This is a genomic window from Nostoc sp. CHAB 5836 (assembly GCF_020829445.1).
GTDB lineage: Bacteria > Cyanobacteriota > Cyanobacteriia > Cyanobacteriales > Nostocaceae > Nostoc.
The window spans coordinates 1-24,889 of sequence record NZ_JAIVFV010000050.1 but is presented as its reverse complement, the minus strand read 5'-3'; the positions used below and the strand labels follow the sequence as shown (position 1 = coordinate 24,889).

21 protein-coding genes are annotated in these 24,889 nt (G+C 41.4%); 7 read left to right on the top strand and 14 right to left on the bottom strand.

The window, feature by feature from the left end; all coding sequences use genetic code 11:
• Positions 1-39: 39 nt before the first annotated feature.
• Positions 40-1,197 carry a glycosyltransferase gene (locus tag LC605_RS12555; protein WP_229547869.1) on the bottom strand — a complete coding sequence of 386 codons (1,158 nt, stop codon included), beginning with the start codon at positions 1,195-1,197 and terminating at the stop codon, positions 40-42.
• 37 nt (positions 1,198-1,234) lie between these two features.
• Positions 1,235-1,894, bottom strand: coding sequence for a glycosyltransferase family A protein (locus LC605_RS12550; RefSeq protein ID WP_229547868.1), 660 nt, complete (start codon positions 1,892-1,894; stop codon positions 1,235-1,237).
• 1,082 nt (positions 1,895-2,976) lie between these two features.
• On the opposite strand from LC605_RS12550, the gene LC605_RS12545 reads away from it, so the two are divergent.
• Together LC605_RS12545 and LC605_RS12540 are read left to right on the top strand one after the other, a co-directional pair.
• Entirely contained in the window at positions 2,977-3,783 is an 807-nt protein-coding gene (locus LC605_RS12545) for a class I SAM-dependent methyltransferase (RefSeq protein WP_229547867.1), read from the top strand.
• Positions 3,784-3,890: 107 nt separating this feature from the next.
• Complete coding sequence (locus tag LC605_RS12540; RefSeq protein WP_229547866.1) at positions 3,891-4,664, top strand: putative sugar O-methyltransferase; 774 nt, start codon at positions 3,891-3,893, stop codon at positions 4,662-4,664.
• A gap of 533 nt (positions 4,665-5,197) precedes the next feature.
• Here LC605_RS12540 and LC605_RS12535 read toward each other — a convergent pair.
• The 3 genes from LC605_RS12535 to LC605_RS12525 form a co-directional block, all read right to left on the bottom strand.
• Complete coding sequence (locus tag LC605_RS12535; protein ID WP_229547865.1) at positions 5,198-6,103, bottom strand: LD-carboxypeptidase; 906 nt, start codon at positions 6,101-6,103, stop codon at positions 5,198-5,200.
• A gap of 293 nt (positions 6,104-6,396) precedes the next feature.
• A complete protein-coding gene (gene dacB, locus LC605_RS12530) occupies positions 6,397-7,860 on the bottom strand; it encodes a D-alanyl-D-alanine carboxypeptidase/D-alanyl-D-alanine-endopeptidase (protein WP_229547864.1) in 1,464 nt (487 codons plus the stop codon).
• A gap of 220 nt (positions 7,861-8,080) precedes the next feature.
• Positions 8,081-8,539, bottom strand: a complete 459-nt coding sequence (locus tag LC605_RS12525) for a tellurite resistance TerB family protein (RefSeq protein WP_229547863.1) — start codon at positions 8,537-8,539, stop codon at positions 8,081-8,083.
• A gap of 329 nt (positions 8,540-8,868) precedes the next feature.
• On the opposite strand from LC605_RS12525, the gene surE reads away from it, so the two are divergent.
• Entirely contained in the window at positions 8,869-9,549 is a 681-nt protein-coding gene (gene surE / locus LC605_RS12520; protein ID WP_229547862.1) for a 5'/3'-nucleotidase SurE, read from the top strand.
• A 156-nt stretch (positions 9,550-9,705) separates the two neighbouring features.
• Entirely contained in the window at positions 9,706-10,089 is a 384-nt protein-coding gene (locus LC605_RS12515; protein ID WP_229547861.1) for a DUF4346 domain-containing protein, read from the top strand.
• Positions 10,090-10,157: 68 nt separating this feature from the next.
• On the opposite strand, the gene LC605_RS12510 is transcribed toward LC605_RS12515, so the two are convergent.
• The 4 genes from LC605_RS12510 to LC605_RS12495 form a co-directional block, all read right to left on the bottom strand.
• Positions 10,158-10,895 (bottom strand): photosystem II repair protein Psb32, encoded by a 738-nt coding sequence (locus tag LC605_RS12510; RefSeq protein WP_229547860.1) that lies wholly within the window; start codon positions 10,893-10,895, stop codon positions 10,158-10,160.
• Positions 10,896-11,647: 752 nt separating this feature from the next.
• Complete coding sequence (gene ilvB / locus LC605_RS12505) at positions 11,648-13,561, bottom strand: biosynthetic-type acetolactate synthase large subunit (RefSeq protein WP_229547859.1); 1,914 nt, start codon at positions 13,559-13,561, stop codon at positions 11,648-11,650.
• 132 nt (positions 13,562-13,693) lie between these two features.
• Positions 13,694-14,956, bottom strand: a complete 1,263-nt coding sequence (locus LC605_RS12500; protein ID WP_229547858.1) for an MFS transporter — start codon at positions 14,954-14,956, stop codon at positions 13,694-13,696.
• Positions 14,957-15,041: 85 nt separating this feature from the next.
• A complete protein-coding gene (locus tag LC605_RS12495; RefSeq protein WP_229547857.1) occupies positions 15,042-15,680 on the bottom strand; it encodes a hypothetical protein in 639 nt (212 codons plus the stop codon).
• Positions 15,681-15,745: 65 nt separating this feature from the next.
• On the opposite strand from LC605_RS12495, the gene LC605_RS12490 reads away from it, so the two are divergent.
• Positions 15,746-16,399: a PAP/fibrillin family protein gene (locus LC605_RS12490; RefSeq protein ID WP_229547886.1), complete on the top strand. Its 654-nt coding sequence runs from the start codon at positions 15,746-15,748 to the stop codon at positions 16,397-16,399.
• A 112-nt stretch (positions 16,400-16,511) separates the two neighbouring features.
• Here the strand turns inward: LC605_RS12490 and LC605_RS12485 are convergent, their stop codons facing one another.
• On the bottom strand, positions 16,512-16,814 hold the full coding sequence (locus LC605_RS12485; protein ID WP_229547856.1) for a hypothetical protein: 303 nt from the start codon (positions 16,812-16,814) through the stop codon (positions 16,512-16,514).
• A 799-nt stretch (positions 16,815-17,613) separates the two neighbouring features.
• Between LC605_RS12485 and LC605_RS12480 the strand changes: the two genes are divergently transcribed.
• On the top strand, positions 17,614-18,726 hold the full coding sequence (locus tag LC605_RS12480; protein WP_229547855.1) for a ferrochelatase: 1,113 nt from the start codon (positions 17,614-17,616) through the stop codon (positions 18,724-18,726).
• 444 nt (positions 18,727-19,170) lie between these two features.
• Here the strand turns inward: LC605_RS12480 and LC605_RS12475 are convergent, their stop codons facing one another.
• The gene (locus tag LC605_RS12475; protein ID WP_229547854.1) at positions 19,171-19,716 is read right to left on the bottom strand and encodes an NADPH-dependent FMN reductase; all 546 of its coding nucleotides are present in this window, start codon (positions 19,714-19,716) and stop codon (positions 19,171-19,173) included.
• A gap of 325 nt (positions 19,717-20,041) precedes the next feature.
• Between LC605_RS12475 and ftsH the strand changes: the two genes are divergently transcribed.
• Positions 20,042-21,943 carry an ATP-dependent zinc metalloprotease FtsH gene (gene ftsH / locus LC605_RS12470; RefSeq protein WP_229547853.1) on the top strand — a complete coding sequence of 634 codons (1,902 nt, stop codon included), beginning with the start codon at positions 20,042-20,044 and terminating at the stop codon, positions 21,941-21,943.
• 482 nt (positions 21,944-22,425) lie between these two features.
• On the opposite strand, the gene LC605_RS12465 is transcribed toward ftsH, so the two are convergent.
• The 3 genes from LC605_RS12465 to LC605_RS12455 form a co-directional block, all read right to left on the bottom strand.
• Positions 22,426-23,250 carry a glycosyltransferase family 2 protein gene (locus tag LC605_RS12465; protein WP_229547852.1) on the bottom strand — a complete coding sequence of 275 codons (825 nt, stop codon included), beginning with the start codon at positions 23,248-23,250 and terminating at the stop codon, positions 22,426-22,428.
• Between the two features lie 40 nt (positions 23,251-23,290).
• Positions 23,291-24,595 carry an NAD(P)/FAD-dependent oxidoreductase gene (locus LC605_RS12460; protein WP_229547851.1) on the bottom strand — a complete coding sequence of 435 codons (1,305 nt, stop codon included), beginning with the start codon at positions 24,593-24,595 and terminating at the stop codon, positions 23,291-23,293.
• A gap of 90 nt (positions 24,596-24,685) precedes the next feature.
• The coding region (locus LC605_RS12455) for an EamA family transporter (protein WP_229547850.1) at positions 24,686-24,889 on the bottom strand (204 nt) is incomplete at its 5' end.

Sequence of the window (24,889 nt, the reverse complement as noted above, 5' to 3'; positions counted from 1 at the left end):
GTTCCTCAACCCAACCTACGCAATACAAGGTTTTTGACGCTAACTGAACAGTCCTTGAGAAACAACTTGCTGAATTAAACTTTCTAACTGATTTCCACAGCTAGTCTCACTAAAAAATTGTGCAATTTGCTCAGAGCGATCAATCTTCTGCTGAGGAGTTTTTACATGGTCAATGATAGCTTCTGCTAATGCATCAACATCACTTGGTGGTACTATCGTTCCACATTTCAGGATTTCAGAAATCTCACGAGGGCCAACTGGACAATCACTAGCAATAAACGTTACCCCACTGGCTACAGCTTCTACAAGAACCAGTGGTAAGCCTTCAAAATGAGAAGCAAGTATAACTGCCCTAGACAGTGAGAAGTAAGCCCTAGGATTGGGGACAGATCCTGCAAAAAGAACAATATTATTAATAGCTAAAGAATTTGCCAAAACTTGTATTTCTGTCTCTAATTCACCGTCTCCTAGCAAAATCAGCCGGATATTTAAGTTATTTTCACTAGCTTTAGCAAATGCTTTGAGTAAGGTTTTATGGTCTTTTTGATGATGAAATCTGGAAGCACATACAAAGGTAATTAACTGAGAGTTGTTTAACCAGGAATTGGCTGTAGGATTAAGAGGCTCGTTATTTGTATCATCTATGGCTGGATTGTAGGATATTACTATTCGATGGGGATTTAAACCAAAGTTTGAGAATCTTTCATAAAGAGCTTTGCAAACAAAAACTAGTCCATTAGCTTGTTGAATAGCACGCAGATCAATCCACCTAGAAATACTTGTAGATAAGTTTTGGATTAATCCAGTAATGGAATCTGTTTGACGTTCAATCTGCGATTCAGAAATGTAATCACTATGAATATAACTAATATATGGAACAGATAAACTTCCCAGAATAAATTGAGATAAATAAAAGAGCTTAGTGATAAATACAGTATGACAAATAATAATATCTGGTTTCTGTTCAGCAATGATCTTATTTAATTGTATCGCTACCCATATTTGGTGTATTGCTCCGCCAATATAAAATAAAGTTCCGGCAATTTTCATCACAATGACTCTATGGGCTGATTTAAAAGATAAGATCCATCGTGAATCTAAATCAGTCAGGATCACAGCAGAAACCTCATAGCCAGCCTTGACCTGAGAAGAAATTAGCGAATTCGCAACTTTTGGCGCTCCACCAATGTTATTCAAAACTATATGACAAATATGCATAACCGAATTAAAGTTTTTAGGTTAATGAGCGCTGTTCCAAGACATTCTTGGTAATGCTTGTTTCTGCTCTTGTATAAACGTAGGTTTGTGGTTCTGTGACTTTTTGAGTTTTGAAAATTTTCTCTGCCCGTTTCCAAAAGTCTGTATCTTCTCCATAGGAAATATTATTAAATCCCTGCAAATCAAAAAATACTCTCCTCTTCCCAAAAAATGTAGGGCCTAAAACACATTCGCGTAAATTAATTATTTGATCTGATTTAAAATAATCGGCGACAAAAATCTCTTCATCAGAGAAAAATCCTCCTTCAATCAAGTCAATTTCTGGATGAGATTGCATACATTGAAGTCGAGACTCTAGATGGTTGGGTCTGTATGTATCATCGCTGTCAAGAAAGGTGATATATTTGCCAAATGATGCTTGAATCCCAGCATTTTTAGAGTACCCTAATTTTTTATTTTGGTGTTTCAAATAACGAATATTCTGGAAGTTTTGCACATAAGAATTGACAATTTCAAAAGTATTATCTTGGCTACCATCATCAACTATAATTAGTTCCCAATCTTTCAACGTTTGATTGATAACACTATTAATGCTATTATCTAGATATTCGGCGCGATCGTAAGTACACATTACAACTGATATTTCTGGAATTGGATCAAATTTTATTGGACTCATAATGGATTGCCAGGAAATTTAAGTATTAGTAGCGAAAAAAGGGCTGTTAGTACACATTAAAAATGCAGCCATCAAATTAATAACCCATCCTCAAATGACCACGAGCAAATCAACAGACATCTGGTAAAAATTAAATATGCGTTACCCAGAACCCTTGTAGAGATGTAGCAGTGCTACGTCTCTCTACATTCTTTTTCACTCCTATGTCTAACTTACTAAAGCAAGGTTCACACCTGACTCATCAATATCATATTTTTGACCATCTAATTTGCAAAACTGTACGTATATACTGTGACCAGTGACAATCTTTCTTAATCCAGCTTTTAAAAAGTATCCATAAAAAGGAATTGTATACCGATTAAAAATAATTTTTCCTAAAGGTGAAATACTGCAAATATGATTGCCGTATGAATGCAAATAAGTATTCATCGTTAATTAGTGTATCTGCTGCTATAGTTTTTAACCAAGTAATATCGGTTTTACCTGTCAAAGGGCTTTGAATATTCATACTAAAAAAACATCAGCTAAATTATTCATTTGGATGATCCGCAAGTAATAAAAGTCTTTTTCAAAACCTGAGTTTTGTTGCCAATGCTAATCTTACAAAATGTGGGTGCTGCCAAAACTACCTCTGGCACAGATGATACCACGGGAATCGGGATCTTGCTATCCTGATGCTAGGTGGTAGTGGTGGTTTTGGTCTGCTCTTGCTAGATAACCATGCGATCGCCAAACTTACACCTCGTGCGTAAATACCTCTAGTAGGCATAATTCCCCTAAAAATTGTGGGATCACCCTCCTTGGAGCATTGTATCAATTCTGAAAATTATAGGACTCATATTTGATTTTTGAAAATATACGTGGGGTGTGTTAACGCAGAAAGTACGGCACCATTCTTAAGGGTTTGGTGCGTTACGCGAAACGCTAACGCACCCTACAAATACCTAATTTTGTTCAAAAATCAAATCGGATTCCTGTATGATTTTCCTCAGTATTAACTATTCAACCATAATATGGTACTATGTTGCGTTGGTAAAACTGACAAAATTCGTAGATGACAAATTCTTTAGAGAAGAACAGATATGACTGAAACTAATGAAATTATTAAAAATGTCTCACTGTCAACTTGGGACTATATTTCACCTGGTTTGGAGATAATTCATCCTGATTCCTCCTTCCCCAATATGATTATTGGAGAGGCTAATAGTTCTTATTGGAATTATTTACGTGCAGAGATTCTCCATCGCTGGTACGTCGATAGACAAAAGCCATCTGTAGGGTTCCTTAATCGAGATGAAGCACATATTTTATATAATACAGCACTCCAATTTGCCGGAAAAAAAGCTTTAGAAATTGGTTGTTGGCGGGGTTGGTCTGCTTGTCATCTGGCATTAGCAGGAGTGCAATTAGATGTAATTGATCCTATTTTAGCTGAAGAAGATATTTATGAAAGTGTAACTAGTTCTCTGCGACTTGCTAATGTTCTCGACTCAATTAATCTAGTAGCCGGTTATAGCCCACAAAAGGTAGAGGAATTAGCTAAACAATTACAACGCAAGTGGTCATTGATTTTCATTGATGGCGATCATCAAGCACCAGCCCCTCTCAATGATACGATTATCTGCGAACAATTGGCTGAGGCGGATGCTTTAATTTTATTCCATGATTTAAATTCTCCTGATGTCACACAAGGCTTAGACTATTTAAAGCAAAAAGGCTGGAACACAATCATCTACCAAACTATGCAAATTATGGGAGCTGCTTGGCGCGGAAATGTTGAACCAGTAAAACATCAGCCAGATCCGAAAATTAATTGGAATTTACCAGAGCATTTAGCAGATTATTCTGTAAGTGGATTAGAAAATCAAGTGATACGCCAAAGGCGATAGCGCCACGGAGAGCGAGTCTGCGTTACGCGCTGCTTTAACGCATCCGGCAATTTTAGGTTTACTTTATAAATGGTCTCTAAATAGATTAAATCAAGGCATAGGTGAGCATGAACAAAAAATATGAGACTTTCCAGACCAGCATTACTGATAATTTTGACTATCCTGAATTCTGTTTAAAAGCTAGTTTAGATTCTTCAATATTCAGAGATTTTCGTCGGAATGAAATATACAATTCGGCATTAGAACACGACTCTTTTGAGCAAGGTCAAGAGTATCTGGAAGCAATTAAAAAATCTCCCTCTAATGTGTTGAGTAAGATTGATGAATTTCGGAAGAATGATCGGATTGGCAATCCTAGAGTTTTTGATTACGAGGGTATTGGTACAATAGTCCCAGCTACCTTACGCTACATTAAAATACTCTCCGATTTGGAATCTGAGTTTGGCAGTCTAGATAACTTTAATATATGTGAACTTGGCGTTGGTTATGGAGGAATGTGCCGAATTATCAGCAGTTATTTCAATGTTAAAAGCTATCGTTTAGTTGATCTAAAACCAGTGCTATTACTAGCTCAGAAGTATTTAGATCATTACATATTAAACACCACACTAAGCTACAAGACAATGAATGAATTGCCAAAAGAAAATTATGATCTTGTAATTAGCAATTATGCTTTTACAGAGATGAGGCGAGAAATCCAAGATGTTTATTTAGAAAAGGTCGTGCTTTCTGCGAAGAAAGGCTACATTACATACAATGAAATCAATCCAGAAGATTTTAATTCTTATACAAAAGAAGAATTGATTAAAATTATTCCCAACATCAAAGTAATAGAAGAGGTTGGCATACTACATCATAAAGATTGTATTCTTGTTTGGTAATACCTATATGAGAAGTTTGACTTAAGTAGATCGGCGCAATTAAAGTTAACTGGCTAAGGCTGTCATTTGTCATTTGTCATTTGTCATTTGTCATTAGTAAGGGTTTTGAGATTATTTATGTTTCGTAACATACTTGAGTTTTTTTGCACCAACGTACTTATCTTATTGTATGGAAATGCCTTAAAACTCAATACGGTTCACAAAAGGGCTGAAACTCTTTTTTTTACGAACCACAGAGGCGCAGAGAACACAGAGAGAAGAGAGAAGAGAGAAGGAGGAAATGCTTAACCCAAGTGTATTGCCTTAAAACTCACATTTTGCACCATTCTCTATTAGCCAACTAGACCGGACAAAACTTGCAGTGCAAGACTAAGTACAATATTTCATAAATTCGTAGCGAATTCTCTTTGCGTTCCTTTGCGCTTCCCTTTGCGCCCCTTTGCGTTTAAATTTCAACCCTCAATTGGCCACGATTTTACGCAAAACTGTACTAAGAGCATTAGTGAGAGGTGAAGATAAAATCATTTTTTAACTTAATGTGGATGCGCGATCGCCAATATTCCCGCATCCCCATCTAAAGTTACCTCTACACCCACTGGTAAGGCTGCATTGGGACTATCATGGCCAAAAGGCAAATCAGAGACAACAGGAATGCCCAAATCGCCCAAGCGATCGCGCAATACTTCTTCTACACTAAAACTAGATATAGTTGGCGGCGCTTCACACCGAGTAAAACCCCCCAAAGCAATACCACAAACTTTAGACAAAGCACCACTCAAACGCCACTGCGTCAGCATCCTGTCAATGCGATAAGGTGCTTCCGTAACATCCTCCAACGCCAGAATTACACCATCTAGAGGTGGCTGGATTGGTGTACCCAAAAGGTGAGTAGCCACCGTCAGATTACCTGGTAACAAAGTCCCATTTACCACACCACCACCCCAACCGCAACCTTTGAGAGGGCTGAAAGAACGACCTTCCACCCAATCGAATAATCGCTTAATTGACCAATCTGGCTCATCTGCCAAAGTCGTCATTACCGGGCCGTGAACGCCGGAAATTCCTGCTGTATAAAGGCTCCATAATAAAGCTGTGATATCAGAAAAGCCTATAAGCCACTTGGGAAGGACTGAGTTTAGTTGCCAATTCCAATCTTCTAAGATGCGGGTGCTGCCAAAACCGCCTCTGGCACAAAGGATACCACGACAATGGGGATCTTGCCATGCTGCCGCTAGCTGGTGACGACGGTTTTCGTCTGTTCCTGCTAAATAACCCCATTTGTCATCTATGTGGGGACTGATTTCTAATTGGTAGCCGCGCGATCGCCAAATTTCTATACTCCGTTCAAATGCCTCAAATTCTCGCAAAGCACCACTAGGGGCAATTACTCGTAGTAAGTCTCCAGGTTTTAGAGGCGGTGGTAAGATTTTGGATGGCATGAAAAAACTTAAGGGTGAAAAGTTTTAAACGTATTGGACGACTAGAAGTCGCTACTACACAAAGCTTAGTCTACCTCCGTGGACTAATATAAAATCAAGAATTTCCTAACCTGCGGAGGCAGGTTTTGTCTGTATAGCCGCGAATTCTATTCGCCAGGGCTTATCGTAAATTAAAGGGTTTAAGACCCCTACATCTATATGTAGCACCCATTTCAGTCGGGGTTTAAATCCCCTTATGTAATGTCTTTAATTTTGAATTTTGAATGCGTGAATAATGAAATTGTTAAATCAGATTAACAACGCTGCAACTGTGTTAACAATAAAACAACTTGATCAATTGCCTGTCGCACAACAGTTGCAGACTGATCCGATTGATTCACAATAATACTAAAAACTAGCGGCTCATACTTCGGCGCATTCAGATATCCAGATAGAGAAACTACACCTGTTAAAGTACCCGTTTTTGCTTGCACAATGCCCTCAGCAGGTGTATCTTGAAAGCGATTTTTCAAGGTTCCACTTTTACCCGCCACGGGTAAAGATGCGCGATATATATATGCTGTTGATGTTCTTGCTATTGCCCGCAAAGTTTGTACAAAAGCTTCTGGTGTCACTAAGTTACGACGTGATAAACCCGAACCATCCACTAAAATATAATTTGCTGGTTCAACTCCCAATTTCGTTAAGCTTGCTTTGACAACTTCTAAACCTACATCAGCACTAGTCTGATTTTTAACTCTGAGTTTTTTCACAGCTAATGCTCTCAGCAGTGCCTCAGCATAAAGATTATTACTATTCTGAAGAGTTTCCATTAATAATTCAGATAAAGGTGGCGACTCTACAAATGCTATTTCCTCTTGATTAACACCACCATTTACTACTAATATTTGTCCCAAGGTAATTTTTTCTGTCGCCAAAGCAGCACGGAAGCGCCGTAAAAAGTAATAATTCGGGTCAACCACAGGCAAATCTATTAAAGACGGTTCAGAATTCGTTGTTAGTTGTCCTTGAATTCGTAATCCTGTTCCTGATAATTCGCGAGTAATATTAATGTAGCTTGGTTGATTTTGGGCAACAGTTACTGACTGATTAATTATCCGCCACTGTTTCGCCTCACCAGCATCAGTCCATACCACTTGTAAAGATTTCCCTACAGCCTGGGGTACAAGTTTTAAGCTAAAAATATTTTGATTCAGAATAAAGCTATTGACTGGTGCGCCATAGTCTGACTGCACATCTTCCCATTCCCAGGTGGGGTTAACAATATCTCCTTGAATATAACTGTCATCAGCTATCAATCGCTGAATTTGAGTAATGCCTTTCTGTTTTAGCTGCTGTGCCAATTTTTGCAGTTGAGTATCACTTAAGCTGGGATCTCCCCTACCGACAACACGTAAAACACCATTGCCATTGTGATAAATAGAAGTGCGAATCCGAAAATTAGCACCCAATTCTTGCAATGCAGCTGCTGTTGTTAGCAATTTGAGATTAGACGCGGGAGTAAAATATTTCTGAGCATCCCGACTGTAAAGAGTTTCCCCCGTTGACACGGGTTGTACTAAAATTCCCCAGCGCCCCCGACTGAATAAAGGGCGATTGATTACAGCATCTATAGCTGTTCCCAATTGGGTAGAGCAAATTGATTTTGTGGTAGTTGTTGGTGCAACTGGGGTTTGCGCTTTAGCTGCTAGCTGGGTAACACTAGTTTGAGTACCCACAAACAGCAGCATCAAGCCAAGAGAAATTTTCCTACTCATCAGATAGTTCTTAAAACTACTTGATGATAATACCTTGGTGTGGCATTTTTTTAACGTCAATTCGGCGAAGGTTGGGTTGAGCAATGCGTTACCCAACAAAGAGAAAGAAAATGTTGGGTTTCGTTCCTCAACCCAACCTACGAATATTCTTAACCGAACAGTATTGATATGCCAGTTGCGTAAGTCCTAATTCAATTGCTTGAAAAGCCCTGTAACACTCTTATTCTTCTTCCTCTTCCTGTTCCCCAAACACTCCATCTATAAGTTCTTGTGCCCGCTCGTCTGAAATATTCAAGGCTTCCTGAAGCTCAGAGATATAATCCTGTTCACTTTCGGGTACTTCTTCATCAATTCCCACTACTAAGATAGCGGTGATGTATGCAGCTTCGCGATAACCTCTATTCGGTAAGGATTCGATGGACTGGGCGATTAAATCTTCCGGTTCTTCTTCTTCAATCAAGCTGACGGCTTTTTCGGTTAATTCTTCAAAGTCTTCCTCAGAATAATTTTCAAATAAGCCAACCCGACCGAGAAATTCACTCAAAGCATATTCTTCTATTGAAGATATTCCTTCACTATCAGAAGCTGCGGAAAGCAGTCCAATAACTGTGATTGCAACTTCTGGTTCTAGAGTAACTGAATTAACACTACCGCCTTTGAGTAACTTGCGTTTAGACATAATTATCCTTTAAAAGTTACGTGGTATTTCAGGAAGTAATACCTTACGGTTCATCACGCTCCCTAAATTTAGGATTCCCAAAAGAATCCAGAGAAATACATTGACACGAATCTTTTTTTTCAGATTACTTTTTGTCTCTAGGATAGTATTGGTATTGGCGCTTAGTTATTAGCCAACCTATGCCAATAAAAACAGGAGTTACGCAAAAACTCTCTGCAACTCTTATTTCTTGGCGTACTTGGCGTACTTCTCCCTTGGCGCTAGCCTCTCCCTTTGGGAGAGGGGGAGACGCTGCGCGATGGCGGTTCGTTTTTTCATGATTTTGCGTAATGACTATAATTTTAACTAACGACGACGGCATTGATGCCCCAGGTATCCGAGCGCTGCTCAAAGCTGTAAACGGCAAAAATGCGATTATTGCTGCGCCTGCGGATCATCAGTCTGGCTGTGGACATCAAGTTACTACCACTCGTGCCATTAACCTCCAGCGACGTTCTGAGACTGAGTATGCGATCGCAGGTACTCCTGCCGATTGTGTAAGAATTGCCATAACACAAATTAACGCAGATGTCAAATTTGTACTTTCAGGTATTAACGCTGGGGGTAACTTGGGAGTTGATGCTTACATTTCTGGCACAGTGGCTGCTGTGCGGGAAGCTGCAATGCATGGTATTCCTGGAGTTGCCATTTCCCACTATCGCAAAGCCAAGCAAAATTTTGATTGGGATCTAGCTGCCAAATTCACAGCTGAAGTTTTAGCGGACTTACTCAAGCGTCCCTTAGAACCGGGAAGCTTCTGGAATGTGAACTTACCGCATCTGCAACCAGGAGAACCAGATCCTGATGTGGTGTTTTGCCAACCCTGTAGCAAACCTTTGCCTATAAACTATCGAATTGAAGGCGATAATTTTTATTATGTAGGCGAATATGGCAAACGCGATCGCACTCCTGGTAGCGATGTGGATGTATGTTTTTCCGGCAATATCGCGGTAACTCAGTTAAAGGTTTGACATTAGCCAATAACTGTACCATGAAGTGTCTTTCAAACATCCTCTAAAGCATTCACCAAAATACTAAAGATATGAATAATACTAAAGAAGATAGGAATTACACTTGATATAGAGTGTAAAAACCTTGAAGAAAGAAATTTTCTTTTGATAATGCTTATGGATTTAATCGTTGAAAATTTAGCCGCAATTGATGATCAACTTTCCCAGCGTCATATTGACCTTGATCCCGGTGGATATTTCATTATTTACTTGGATCGAGAAGCAAGGTTAATTTATGCCAAGCATTTTACAAATGTGATTGATGAGCGTGGTTTAGCTGTAGATCCAGATACGGGGAAGGTAATTCCGGCGCGAGAAAAGGTAGAACGAACTTACACCACAGTTTTTAGCGCCAGGACGGCGAAAGAACTTTGCGTGAAGATTTTTGAAGAAACTCAGCCCCCTCCTGTAACTCAATTAAATCATGCAGCTTATTTGGGTCGAGAATTTGTTCGGGCTGAGGTGGCTTTAGTCGCAGAACAAGAGTATGTTCAGGATTAAGCCAATTTTAGATTTTTAATTTTGGATTGAAGGAAAAATCTCAAATCTAAAATTGAACAACTCTCCCATTACCCATTAGATGAAGGCTGATTTATCTGATAGATATAGTAAGTCGCCATTGGGATAACGGTGGCGGCAATTAACAATCCTACTACCCAAGCAGTGGCGTTACCTTGGTTGGTTTCTTCTGCTTTCTTGTAAGTGCCTTCTACCTGCACATTGTCAGTGATTTGGGGTGGACCTGGGTCGGCTTTGCCAGAGAGGACGGCGACAAGGCGATCGCTTGCATCGAGGAATGCTTGGTTGTATTTGTTACCATTGCGCAACGGCACACTTACTGTTTCAGTCGCTACACTCTCGGCAATAGAGTCTGTGAGCAAAGGCTTGACTTGATCCCCAGTAATAATGGCAGTACCATTGGTAACTGTATCAATAACCAATAAGGTTTGATTAGCTTGGGCTGCTTTTGTCGGAAACCATTTTTCAAACAGCTCTTTGGTAAAGCTTTCTGGTGTTTCACCGTAGTCGAGGCGGCGGACAGTCACAATTCTGACTTCCTTATCTGTTTGTTTTGCCAAATTCTCCAAAGCGCTGCTAATTTTACCTTCATTCAGGCGGCTGATGACCTCACCTTGATCCAAAACCCAGGTGTCATTCCCTGCTGTGAGATTGGGTATTTGATACACACCTGTGGCAAAAGCAGGTGCGGCAAACAGCGAGGCTGTTAAAATAAGCGTCACCAAAGGTAGAATTACCTGGATGAGGTGTTTTTGACTGCTAAATACTTGTTTGAGGAGCTGTTTCATCGTGAGATCCTTAAGACAGACTTGCACCAAAAATACTACAGAATTACTGCAAAAATCACCTCTTTTCCGGTTTTCTCGAGTATGGAATTTTTACTACTGCCAGCAGATATATATTGTACGGGATTTTTGATTGCCCAAATCTGTTGTGAGGGTGGCTATAAGCACTAACCTGAAGCTAACACCCTTGCTAATTACCAGGGCTATTTCATTTTCATCTAGCCCGCCTCAGAATTAATTCTGAGTCTAATAGCGAAAGTCGTCTAAAAACCAATACACTTGGGTTAAGCATTTCCTCCTTCTCTTTCTCTCTGTGTTCTCTGTGCCTCTGTGGTAGCCTGCGGCAAGCCGCTTTGCGTCTACGTAAAAAAAAGAGTTTCAGCCCTTTTGTGAACCGTATTGCGTTAAAACGGACTTTAGCTATGAGCCAGGAACTTCACTTCCGGGTGGTTTATGTCTAGGCTGAAATAGCCCTGGCTAGTTACAAGAAATACCGCCCATTTTGGGAATGAACCCAAATCTTTAGGGCGGAATTTGCAAACCATCTAGAAATGATATCCTATGATCAATATTTTTGGCAGAATCTAGTATATTTTTTCATATATGCAAATAGCTAAAACCCCGCCCACGAGGGGACGGGGTTTTACACACGATCTATAAATAAATTTATTCGCTCTGAACTCCTTGATTGCTGGCAAATTCCAGCATCTTGCTCCCTTTTTCCCTACCTCTTTGGTCGGAATTATCAAAAAGCGTTACAACTTAGTCCCACACTCAGCGCAGAAGTTGTGGCTGGGAGCATTTTTTGCACCACAGTGGCTACAATACACTGGCTCTGCTGCCGCTTTCGGCGCTTGCTTCTGCAAGCCGACCATTTGAGCGTTGCTTTTGCCAGGAGCCACCATTGGGTAGCAATTTTCGTCTCTGGTTACGTGAGCATTCAAGATCACCGGGCCTTTGTGTGCCAGCATTTCGGCGATCGCATCTTTTAATTCACTGCGATCGCTGATTACCATGCCTTTAATGCCATAGGCTTGTGCCAATAACTCTACGTCTGGCATCCCTACTTCCATGTTTGAGCATGAGTAACGCTCCCCATAGAAGGCTTGCTGCCACTGACGCACCATCCCTTGCCAGCCGTTATTAATAATTATTGTCTTGACATTTATCCCATACTGTGCAAGCGTACCAAGTTCCTGTAAACACATTTGGAAACTAGCATCACCGCTAATACAGATGACTTCTTCATCAGGAAAGGCCACTTTAGCGCCCATTGCCGCAGGTAAGCCAAAACCCATCGTTCCCAAACCAGCGCTAGAAATCCAGCGCCTCGGCCCATTTTTCAGGAATTGTGCTGCCCACATTTGATGTTGTCCGACATCTGTGGTGTAGAAAGCGTGGGGCGCTTGATTGCTTACTTCTACAATCACTTCTTGGGGTGAAATGCTGTCGGCATGGTGCGGCACTATGAGAGGATACTCTTCGCGCCAACGGTTAACTAGATTCAACCACTCTTGGTTTTGATTTGGTGTAGCCTTGACGCCTGTTTCTTTGCACCGACGCAACAAGTCTACTAACACGTTCCGCACATCGCCGACGATGGGCACTTCCGGAACGCGGTTTTTGCCGACTTCTGCGGGATCGATGTCTATGTGAATTACTTTGGCGCGGGAGGCGAATTCGTCTAACTTGCCTGTAACGCGATCGTCAAATCTAGCACCAACGCAAATCAGCAAGTCGCAATCACTAACGGCAAAGTTAGCGTAAGCTGTGCCGTGCATCCCCAACATTCCCAAAGCTAGGGGATGATGTTCGTCAAAAGCACCGATCCCCATTAAGGTTGTGGTGACAGGGATATTGAATAATTCAGCTAGTTGTTTGATTTCTTCATGGGCACCAGCTGCGATCGCACCACCACCGACATACAATAGCGGCCGGCGACTTTCAGTAATTAACTGAATCGCGGCATTAATCTGCCGGGGATTTCCCTTGACCGTGGGACGATAACCGCGTAATTTTACTGAACCTGGTTTTACAGGTACATAGTCAAATTCTTCTAAAGCCACATCTTTCGGCACATCAATCAATACTGGCCCCGGTCGCCCAGTGCTAGCGATGTGGAAAGCTTCGGCAACAATTCGCGCCATATCTTTGGGATCACGCACTACATAGGAGTGCTTGACGATCGGTAGGGTAATGCCGTAAATATCAGTTTCCTGAAACGCATCTGTCCCAATGGACGGCCGTGCTACCTGTCCTGTAACCACAATCATTGGGATCGAATCCATGTAGGCTGTGGCGATACCTGTCACCAAGTTGGTTGCTCCTGGGCCAGAAGTGCCAAAGCATATTCCTACCTTCCCAGTTGCACGAGCATAACCATCAGCAGCGTGGGCTGCCCCTTGTTCGTGTCTTACCAGGATATGCTTAATAGCACCAGTTGCTTCCACCTTGTACAGGTCATCATAAATTGGCAGAATCGCCCCACCAGGATAACCAAAAATAAACTCAACGCCGTGGCGTTGAAGGCTCTCAAGCAGAGCAAAACCGCCAGATGCACGTTTGGGAACGGCTGGCGGGTTAGAAGTACGGGACTGTTTGTGATTCTCGATTTGTGGGAGACTGATCTGGGAAGGCGATTCTCCTGCGGAGACACTTTGTGAGCGCACGGTCAAACCTCAGACTATAGCTAAAGTTAATACTGAATTCTGTATTTAGGATTTCATTTTAATTGAAAACTTCAATCAAATTCGGATAATTTTATATATTAAATATAATCCTAGAGTATTAGCCTACATTAATTAAATTACATCTTGCAAGACTTTGCGGGTATTTTGCCAAGCCCAAACGCCCACAACTACCACAACAATACTCATTCCCACAAGCACAATTCGCAAGCCCAGAGCATCAGTTAATGGCCCAGTAATGGCCAAAGGTAACGCCAGAGCGATGTTGACGGCATGATTTTGAAAGCCAAATACTTTACCGTGCATGGTAGGTGGTGTTTGCTGTTGAATTAAAGTTTGCATGGGTACACCAATTAAAGCAGCACCTATACCCAAAAATGCACATAATCCTAGCGCCAGCAACAAGTTATGGGTAAAAGTGAACACCCCTAAAACTAGTGCCATCATCAAAAATCCAATTAAAGGTACGGGCTTGTGATGAAATTTCTCACCCCAGTGACCTAAAATCGCTGCACCAAATACCATACCCACCCCTGCTGCTGCCAAGAAAAAGCCAAACTGTTTTTCTTTAAGACCAAACTCTGCGGCTAATCGAATCGTCAGCACTGTTAAGGCTGCAAACACACAATATAAAGTTGTCAGTTGCAGCATGGCATTCAAAATCAAAGGATTTTTCTTGAGATAGCGCAGACTCTCGGTGAATTCGGCCCAAGGGTGATTTGATGCTTGATGTTCTTTAGGTCGTTTGGGTTCTTTAAACTTAATCGGCTGCATGATAGCAGCCGATAATATGTATAATCCACCAACCACAATCTCTTGACCGTATTCTTCTCCCATCAAGCTTTTCGCCAAACTCAAAATCGGCTCTCCTACTGCAAAGCCAACAATTAAAGCTCCCATCATTGTGCTGCTAAACAAGGCATTGGCTGCTAACAAATTTTCTCGCTTCACCAACAAGGGAATGGCTGCTTGTTCGGCTGGTGCAAAAAACTGCGTCACCGTGGAAATGGCAAAAGTCAGAATTAACAGAATCAGGAACTCTCGTGGTAACAAGGGAAGACACAGTGTCAGTATTCCCCGCACAATATCTGAGCCGACCATAATCAGCTTTTTTGGCAAGCGGTCAACAAAGATACCACCGGCAGAGCCAAACAAAATTGCTGGTATTGTAAACGACAGCATCAAGGTTGAGTACATCGAGTTTTGTGCCAACCCAGGAAGCGGTGAGTAGTTTTCCAACAGAGCAATCATCAAAACGAAGAAGACCTTATCTGCTAACTGGGACACTAGTTGCCCAATCCACAGGAGCATAAAACCACGGTTTTTTAGCAGTGCGCCAAACCCATTATTAACAGCAGCTGGTTCAGTTGGAAACATTAGATACTTGGGGTAGATGGGAGCGGGGAGTGGGGAGTCGGGGTAACTAATGATAAATGGCTAACTCCTCACTCTTAACTCCTGTTTACTTACTCCATTGTCCGGAATAATTAGCTTCATAGTGCTTTAACAGCATATGCAAAAATTCAGCTGCTGTCAGACGACTATTTGGTGGAACAATCTCAATGGATGAATCTACCCAACAGCCTTGTACAGTTTGGGGCCCAGACACAGAGCGGCTTGTCGTTAGACATTGCCACATGGACAAATGAGCAACTGCTGGCTCTGCATAAAAGTTATTTTGCCCACAACCTAGCAAACAGGAACTCCAATGGGTAAAATAATCATGACTCATGCGATGAATAGGAAAATTACCTTGTAGTGGTACTCCCCATCCATCTATAGCAATAAACGCTTGGACACGACCACCCAAAAGTTGCCATAAATACGCCGCCCCTATTGCCCCGACTACGCCAGCACTAAAGCTAATGAATATAATTGGCGATTTTAGCTGATTGCCTAGGCGTTGGTTGCCGCCGTAGGCATCGCGCAAAAACTGCAAAATATGAAATGCTGATAAAACTAAAACATCTTCACCAGGAAAAACAAGTATATTTGCGGAATTGGGAGCGATCGCGTCATGAGAAACTAAATTTAATAATCCGACTCTAAAGCTTTCAGTTAATTCTGGCTCATGAATTCCAGGACAAATAATGATATTCATAACTCCAACTTACTACAACGGTCTAGAAAAATTTGAATCTGGCAAGTATGGAAAATATTCAATCCTTGAACAATCGACTCTTATTAAAGGAAAAATTACTTGCCCAGCTTGAGGAGATTCAAACTAAAAGTGATGGCTCTCCTGTTACGGATTTGAAGCTAGACAAAACTTTAGCCCAAGAAATTGAACAATTGACGACCCAACTAGAAAGCTTCAATCCCAATCCCAAGCCACTGCTCAATGCTACTTCTTTACTAGAGGGAGCTTGGCAATTACAATACTCCACTGCTAGAGAAATCCGTTCTTTAGACTCCCTGCCGTTGGGATTAAAGCTGGGTAAAGTATATCAGGTAATTAATATTGCCAATAAATTGTTTTTTAATTTAGCTAAAGTTAAACATCCTCTTGGGCTAATATCGGGATATGTAAAAGTAACAGCTAGCTTTGAAGTAGCAACAGTTGATTCATTACTTCCACCAAATCAACGTATTAACGTTTATTTTGACAAACGCTACCTATCAATTGAAAAGATTGTCGGTATTGATACCCCCCAACTGAACCCATTTAAGGTTGTTCCAGCTAACAATCCTACTGGCAGAATTGCTACCCTGGACATTACTTACTTAGATGAAACCTTAAGAATTGGACGTGGAGGCGATGGAAGTTTATTCATTCTTAGTAAATCCAATGATTTACCTGACAACAGAGCAATCATCTGAGTGCGATCGCTCTCTGGAAACAGAGCGATCGCAAGATTTATAACTGGAAGTGGCAGAGATAGCTGTTCGGCAGTGGATAGGTAAAGGGAATGAGGTGCGATCGCCCCTGACATCAAAGAGCGAAAGAGCCAAGTGTATCAATACCCACAGTTTTTGACGCGATAACAGCAATCAGCACGCCAAAACCCAGCGCTCTCCGAAAATAATTAACGCCTTGAAATAATTCTAGCCACGCCCAAGTAAATAAAGAGCCAAAAGCAAGTGCGTCTAACCCTGTATTCGCAACGCCTGTTGTCAAAACTAATTTGAGCAAACTAGCTGCTATCCAAACAATAAGCGGTAAGTTTGGCATCTGAGCTAAAACAATTTTGCCATCGCTGTCACGGAAGATTTTATCGAATAATGTATTTTTCATCACTTTAAATTGCAACAATCAGCCAAAATTATTAACTTACAAAAACTACCATTCGCATTACAACATGGCTGTTTCTCCCTGATCAACCACCATTATGCTGATATTAGAGCGGCAAAGCATATTCATATTGGACTGTTTAAAATTCATACCTTAATAGTCATTGTCAGCCACACAAACTCCTTTACATTTAATGCCGTTTGTAGCTGTGCGCTGACAATGAGGACATAGAACTTTTTCGTTTTCTGTTTCTTGATTGATATTTATATTAGTGCTTGCAGTAAACAAGTCTTTTTCGGTCTGGATTTTTCTAGTCATAAGGGTGGAGGGATTTTTTGCGGTTTACATTAGACCAGGACTTACGCCAAAACTCTCTGCAACTCTTAGTTTCTTGGCGTACTTGGCGTACTTCTCCCTTGGCGCTAGCCTCTCCCTTTGGGAGAAGGGGAGACGCTACGCGATGGCGGTTCGTTTTTTCATGATTTTGCGTAAGTCCTATTTTAATTTGGTGGCTCTCCCGATTGTGGGGTCTGAATCCTCAACTGAGGTAAAACATCAAAGCCTTCTGCCTGCTGCCTCCTTCTGCCCTCAGCATAGCTGCCTTACCCCAACCAGGATCACCAAAAGTTGCCAAGAATCCAAAAATCAAAGCGGACTGCTATATATCTTTTGATGTATTATTTTGATTTTTCCACTTATCTTATCCCCCTGGATGGGATAATAAGTTACAAGTAGGGAAAATGTGCAAACTATTCCCTAACTTTATATTTCTCTGCACTCTGATTATATTGAGGAAATCATTGTGGTTGCCACGCCGGAAAAAACACAACACACCCACGAGCAATTATCAGGTAAAGACCGTGTAGCCGTACTGCTTATGGGCTACGGCGAAGTCGAAAGCTATGAAGATTTCGCCAACTATAACGAACAGGCTTTAAATCTCCTGACAGCAAAATTTGCACCGGTGCCAACCTGGATTTATCCCCCCCTGGCAAAGCTTTTGGCGCTATTTGACCGCCATGAGTGGGGACACACACACCACGATTTTATCTCCCCACACAATGCCATCTTTGAACAGCAGCGTGCTGGGATTGAAAAGCATTTACAAGAAAAATGGGGTGAGAATGTCCAAGTTTTCAAAGCTTTCAACTTTTGCGCCCCTTTCCTACCCAATCAAGTCCTGGCAGAAATCAAAAACCAAGGCTTCGATAAGCTATTAATTTACCCCCTGCTGGTTGTTGATTCTATCTTTACCAGTGGCATTGCGATCGAGCAAGTTAACAATGCTCTTGTGGAGTTAACTGATGGTGAAGAACACTGGGTCAAAGCACAGCGCTACATTCCTTCTTTCTTCAACGAACCAGCCTACATCAATTTAATGGCTCATCTGGTTGAGGAGAAAATTGCTGAGTTAGCCGCAGCTTATCTACCTTCTCAAATCGGTATTGTGCTAATGAATCACGGTTGTCCCCACAAAGCCAAAGGATTTACTTCTGGGATTACCGAAAGTCAAGGGCTGTTCGATTTGGTACGAGATCAGTTGATTAATCGCTATCCCTTAATCTCGGTGGGTTGGCTCAATCATGATACACCCCTAATTGATTGGACACAGCCAAATGCAGAGCAAGCTGCAAATAACCTGATTCAATTAGGTGCAAAAGTGGTGATATTTATGCCTATTGGCTTTGCTACAGAAAACCACGAAACTTTATTGGATGTACACCATATCATCCATGCTCTGGAAAAACAGCATCCTGGTACGAACTACGTGCAAATGGCTTGCGTCAACGACCATCCAGAATTCTTGGCAATGGCGGCCCAATGGGCTGATGCTCATATTGCACAGTTGTTGTCAGAGCAAACTTTGGCAGTTAATCCCCAACTAGCTGGGCATCATCACCACCACCATCATTAAATAATTCGTAATTCGTAATTCGTAATTCGTAATTAAGAGGGTATAGAGCAAGCACTGATTACAACTACGAATTACGTTAGCGTAGCCGTAGCGAGTCTACCATTGGTGTCAACTTAACGTAAAACGGGCGGTTAGAAACCGCGTCTACACAAACAAAACCCACCGACCTGGGTAGCAAAACGTTCTAGATCGCCCTAAATCCACGCCACTTGCTTCAGTTGGGGAGACCGCTGTCCCCGCAGTGGCTCCCCATTGCCAATTAGTTAAAAAGGCTTCCTCATAACCCTCTTTTACCCCCTTAAAAAGGGGGTCGCCCCACGCAGGGGGGATCTTAACTGTTTCACAAAGGTTTCAGCCTCAGCTTGAGTGCTGCCAAAAAATGGATAAAGTCGAGTTTAGAAAACAAGGACTAAAGTCCTTACTACGAACCTACATACCCTACCACTAATTTACGCCCCGCAGCTTGCGAGTGTTATCAACTAAACTCTGAGCAAATTGGTCAAATCTTTGAGAGAGTTTCTCATCTACTAGCTTGCCTTCAGGACTGAAAGCACCCCAAGCTTGTCCGATCGCAATTTGTTCGGGAATTACCCAACCATGTACCCAACGGATAATTAGCCGTAGGTCATTTAAAGCATTACTATTAGACTGACCACCCAAGACACTAATCAATCCTGTCACTTTATCAGATAGTTGGTCAAAACTCATCAAATCTAAGGCATTTTTCAGCACTCCACTAACGCCACCATGATACTCAGGTGTCGCTAAAATTATCCCATCAGCCTGACTGACTGTATCTTGCAACCTCTGAACGTCTGGATATTCTGCATACTCCTTTGCGCCAGTGCAAAACGGTAGCTGCAACTGCCGTAAATCGAGAATTTCTACCTCTGCACCCACAGCTTCAACCCTTTGCACTGCTACTTGTAAAGCTAGCTGGGTATAGGAGTTGGGTCTTAAACTACCACCAATGCCAACAATTTTTACCATAATTAACCCACAAACTATTAACTAAGTACTATCACCAGATTTATTTGAAAAACGGAATCGTTATGACTATGATTATTTTAGCGATTTGTGTCATAATGTGTCAAATTAAAATCTACCGGAAAATTTTATAAATAAGGGGTTATGAGCGAGAAGAATTGTGCAGGTTGCCCAACTTAATGGAATAGCCGCAAGAAACTTGGGAATGCTTTTGTGTGGAAGCTAGACTAGATAAGAAAAGTGTAATTTCCAGTTATGACAATTTTTGCTAGAAGAATAGGCATAAAAGCGTAGCTCAACTTGTGCCAGCAGACAAAGGGTAATTATTATGACAAATTTGGGAAAAAAAGCATTGATAAAAGGGCAGTCGTCAAAGCGTGGTGCTTGGGTTAGTGCCATCGCAGCTAGTTTGATGATGTTGCCAGGTATTTTTGGGGGTACTCCTGCCTTGGCGCAGCAAAAAGAAAAGTGCGAGGAATCCAAACCCCTAAGTTATGGCTGTCTGATTAAGAAAACTGAGAAAGGGCAAGTCGAAAAAGTAGAGTTGGATGAAACTGAACAGATAGCAAAGGTCTATCTAAAGGGGCAAAAGCCAGATGCTCCACCTCTACAGGTAAGACTTTTGGCGCAAAACACAGAGCTGATTAATAAATTCAAAGAAAAAAACGTTGATTTTGCTGAGGTTTCCTCTGCTAACAGTCGAGCTGTTGTTGGGTTGTTGATCAATTTGATGTGGATTTTGCCACTGGTGGCTTTAATGCTATTGTTCCTGCGTCGCTCTACTAATGCTTCTAGCCAAGCAATGAATTTCGGTAAATCCAAAGCTCGCTTCCAAATGGAGGCAAAAACTGGAGTCAAATTTGAAGATGTCGCCGGGGTTGAAGAAGCTAAAGAAGACCTCGAAGAAGTTGTTACTTTCCTAAAACAGCCAGAAAGATTTACTGCTGTAGGCGCACGTATTCCCAAAGGAGTGTTGTTAATTGGCCCCCCTGGTACTGGTAAAACTTTACTAGCAAAAGCGATCGCCGGGGAAGCAGGTGTACCATTCTTCAGTATTTCCGGTTCAGAATTCGTGGAAATGTTTGTTGGTGTGGGTGCATCTCGTGTGCGTGACCTCTTCAAAAAAGCCAAAGAGAATGCCCCTTGCCTAATATTTATCGATGAAATTGACGCCGTAGGTAGACAACGGGGTGCTGGGATTGGTGGCGGTAACGACGAGCGCGAACAAACCCTCAATCAACTCCTCACCGAAATGGATGGTTTTGAAGGAAATACAGGTATTATTATTATTGCTGCCACTAACCGCCCAGATGTTCTAGATGCAGCGTTGCTCAGACCAGGACGCTTTGACAGACAAGTGATGGTGGATGCACCGGATCTCAAAGGGCGACTGGAAATTTTGAAAGTCCACGCCCGGAATAAGAAAATTGACCCTAGCGTATCATTAGAAGCGATCGCTCGCCGCACTCCTGGTTTTACTGGCGCAGACTTAGCCAACTTACTCAACGAAGCTGCCATTCTCACTGCCAGGAGGCGTAAAGAAGCTGTCACCCTTTTAGAAATTGATGCTGCTGTAGATCGAGTTGTTGCAGGTATGGAAGGTACTGCCTTAGTAGACAGCAAGAGCAAGCGCTTAATTGCCTATCATGAAGTTGGACACGCTTTAGTGGGTACGCTGCTCAAAGAGCATGACCCTGTGCAGAAAGTTACATTAATTCCACGGGGACAAGCACTGGGATTAACTTGGTTTACTCCTAACGAAGAACAGGGGTTAATTTCCCGTTCCCAACTCAAAGCCAGAATTACTGCTACTTTGGGTGGTCGCGCCGCCGAGGAAATCGTTTTTGGGAAGCCAGAAGTGACCACAGGTGCAAGCAATGATTTGCAGCAGGTGACAGGGATGGCGCGGCAAATGGTGACACGCTTCGGGATGTCAGAATTAGGCCCATTGTCCTTAGAAAATCAGAGTGCTGAGGTATTTTTAGGACGCGACTGGATGAATAAATCAGACTATTCTGAGGAAATTGCTGCCAAAATTGATTCACAAGTCCGCGAAATTGTCAACAATTGTTACATCAAGGCTAAAGAACTGTTGCAAGAAAACCGCATAGTTTTGGAGCGTTTAGTAGACTTGCTGGCAGAACAGGAAACAATTGAAGGCGATTTATTCCGCAAAATTGTTGCTGATAATGTTCAGGTAGCCGATGCAAAATTGGCTGTCCCTCATTAGGAAAGGTTTAAGAGGATGTTTTAAAAGTCTTTTTATCGGTAGCAAAACGTTCTGGATCCCCCTAAATCCATGCCACTTGCTCATGGGGGAAACCCCCATCGCCCTTGGCGTCTCCCCTTGGGAGAAGACCGCAGTGGCTCCCCTTAAAAAAGGGGGACTTTGATTATTCCCCCTTTTTAAGGGGGGTTAGGGGGCAATACTGCTCGGTTAAGCCCAAAAACCTTAACCCGTGTAGGTTGGGTTGAGGAACGAAACCCAACATTTGGGGGGCTTTGTTGGGTTTCGCAGAGCCTCAACCCAACCTACGATTTTCCAAAACCTACGCAGTATTGGGTTAGGGGGGATCTAAAAGTGCAAAGATACAGCCAACCACTTTTAAAACATCCTCTTAGAAGAAGTGGTAGAGCCATAGCAATGTTACTGATGACAGATGCGGTTCAAATACATGATTTCTGGTGTAATCCAGACTCTCCTTTTCAGGTTTATTTCCGATTTGTTATTTTCAATGGAACTCTTGTTGTTTCTTGCTTACTGAAAGTCTGACCTAAATTGGAAGTTGGTGCTGTCGATAATAGATTCTTATACAGAAGCTTTAGGGTTCGAGTAATAGTTTTAATAATTTTCATTTTGCTGGCAGTTGGCTTTTGGTCATATCTCAAAACCATTGGAATTTCTACGATTTTTGGTTTGAGTACTTTGGCTTTCAGCACTAAATCTATCATACAAGCAAAACCACTTTCAGTAAATAGATTGTCTCCATAATACATATCCAGTTTACTGACGAAAGTACGGTTATACAGCCTATAACCACAAGTGTAATCTCTTACACCTGGTACACGGGCTGCAATTCTAAAAAGCCAGCTGGCTCCGTAACTCATTATCTCTCTAAATTTGGATAAACCTATGACTTTAGACCCTTTTCGATATCTAGATGCGATCGCAATATCATAGCTGCCAGCTATCATGGTGTCATACATCTTGATTAATAGTTCTGGTGGTTGAGTGTTGTCACAATCCATCGCGGCTAAAAAATCACCTTCTTTAGAAATTTCTAAGAAAGTCGTGAAACCTGTTTTAATTGCTTGACCTAAACCACCATTTTGGGAGTGTTGGACTAACTTCAGTGATATCCCCAGTGATTGCGATTCTTCTATAGCAGTCTGGGCAGTTTTATCACTACTACCATCATCAACAAGAATCAGTTGCATCTTCATATTAGAGATTTGCTCCAATGTCTGAAACCTTTTGAACAAGGGACGAATTGATTCTTGCTCGTTGTATGCCGGTAAAAGAACAAAAAGACTCACAATTACCTCCTGTGATTTTTAAAATATCATTACTCAATTTTCAACAATTCAGTAATGTTGATTTTTTGAGAAATTCATCAACCTGTCGCACAACTGCGTTGTTGTTAACGCTATCATTGACTAACTGTGAGGTATTGACGACAAAAAAATCATCGTTTTCAGTACTCACTTTTGGAACAATACTTGAATAATCTAAAACTTGTAGTGGCTGTACTTTAATCGCTCGATTAATGTGTGCTGCTACAATATCATCTGCTTTGAGTTCTGGAAACATTAAACGTATACCCTGGAAAAATACTTGGCGCAATTCATCATCTGGCTGTTTTAACAACGGGTCAGTGGAAAGTATATATTTTGGTAAGAATGTCATGTGATATCCTGCTGTCTCTTGCAAAGAAACTAGGTTGCTCATACCGATGACCCCGGTAAAAGGAATATTTTTATCGGCAATATTTACTACGTAATAAGGAACTAGAGCCTTGCGAGTAATAAGTACCATACAAATTACACCCAGGTATTCTACTGTTTTACCAGTGTCGGAAACTTTCATCAGATCCTTGGCAGCAATCTGTTGCAAAATATTAACTGGCCCAGTAAAGATGACTTTATCAAAATGTTCCTTTTGACCCTGATATTCTACCCACATTCCACCCTCTGGATGAGGTGCGATATATTCTACCGAAACACCTTTGTGGATATGGCCTCCTACCGCATAAATTAATTTTTCTATATGGTCAAAAACAGTTTTGTAACCGCCCGATACATAACCAAGTTGTTCTTTATTTAATGAAGAATCCCGCGCTGAAAATAATCGTTTAATATAAGCCCAAATAAAAACTGCTGATATTCGCTGATAGTTCTCTCCTAATTTGGATAGAAGCAATGGTTTCCAAAGCTTCTCGTATGTGTTTTTACCTCCAAGTTTCAATAGCCAATCTTCAACTAAAATCTTTTCTAAGCGTCGCCAGTTATTAAGGCGTGAACCATACAGTAGAGTAAAAGCTAATCTGATTTTACCTACAAGTCCAAACAGAGGAAAGCGCAGAAATTCTATACTGTTACTAATAGAATAAAATTTTTTCTGATCATAGAAACCTGTTAAACTTCGATGCCAATGTAGCTTATCTCCAAGACCAATATCTTTAATAAAATTTATTAAATATCTATCAGAAGGTAGAATAACGTGATAAAAGCGATCCCAGGTAAATAAACCGTAATCATGATAGGTGGTAAGTCCACCAAGCTGCTTGTTGCTATCGAATACAGTGACTGTATGTCCTTGATGTGAAAGACGTTGGGCTAATACTAGCCCAGTTATACCTCCACCAATGATGCCTATATTCATAAATTTAGACTTATTTTTCTAGGGATGTTTTTGAGTTTTATATTCAGAGGCTTTTTATATTAATAAGCTCAGGAATTACATTTTGAGCTATTAATGTACAACCAGAATTACGCCAGTTATGATAATGGAAATTCCTACCCACTGACTAAATAGAACCTGCTCTTTGAGAAGATAATGAGAAGCAATCGGTATAAGTGCATACATTAATCCTAGAACTGGAAATGCTTGACTCAGAGGAATTGTCTGCAATACATAAAGCCACAATATAGTCATAAATGTGTAGCAGATAAACCA

Coding starts and splice junctions, on each gene's coding strand:
- LC605_RS12550 (WP_229547868.1), bottom strand. CDS start 1,894: ATGAGTCCAATAAAATTTGATCCAATTCCAGAAATATCAGTTGTAATG.
- LC605_RS12545 (WP_229547867.1), top strand. CDS start 2,977: ATGACTGAAACTAATGAAATTATTAAAAATGTCTCACTGTCAACTTGG.
- LC605_RS12540 (WP_229547866.1), top strand. CDS start 3,891: ATGAACAAAAAATATGAGACTTTCCAGACCAGCATTACTGATAATTTT.
- LC605_RS12535 (WP_229547865.1), bottom strand. CDS start 6,103: ATGCCATCCAAAATCTTACCACCGCCTCTAAAACCTGGAGACTTACTA.
- dacB (WP_229547864.1), bottom strand. CDS start 7,860: ATGAGTAGGAAAATTTCTCTTGGCTTGATGCTGCTGTTTGTGGGTACT.
- LC605_RS12525 (WP_229547863.1), bottom strand. CDS start 8,539: ATGTCTAAACGCAAGTTACTCAAAGGCGGTAGTGTTAATTCAGTTACT.
- surE (WP_229547862.1), top strand. CDS start 8,869: ATGACTATAATTTTAACTAACGACGACGGCATTGATGCCCCAGGTATC.
- LC605_RS12515 (WP_229547861.1), top strand. CDS start 9,706: ATGGATTTAATCGTTGAAAATTTAGCCGCAATTGATGATCAACTTTCC.
- LC605_RS12510 (WP_229547860.1), bottom strand. CDS start 10,895: ATGAAACAGCTCCTCAAACAAGTATTTAGCAGTCAAAAACACCTCATC.
- LC605_RS12500 (WP_229547858.1), bottom strand. CDS start 14,956: ATGTTTCCAACTGAACCAGCTGCTGTTAATAATGGGTTTGGCGCACTG.
- LC605_RS12495 (WP_229547857.1), bottom strand. CDS start 15,680: ATGAATATCATTATTTGTCCTGGAATTCATGAGCCAGAATTAACTGAA.
- LC605_RS12485 (WP_229547856.1), bottom strand. CDS start 16,814: ATGAAAAATACATTATTCGATAAAATCTTCCGTGACAGCGATGGCAAA.
- LC605_RS12475 (WP_229547854.1), bottom strand. CDS start 19,716: ATGGTAAAAATTGTTGGCATTGGTGGTAGTTTAAGACCCAACTCCTAT.
- ftsH (WP_229547853.1), top strand. CDS start 20,042: ATGACAAATTTGGGAAAAAAAGCATTGATAAAAGGGCAGTCGTCAAAG.
- LC605_RS12460 (WP_229547851.1), bottom strand. CDS start 24,595: ATGAATATAGGCATCATTGGTGGAGGTATAACTGGGCTAGTATTAGCC.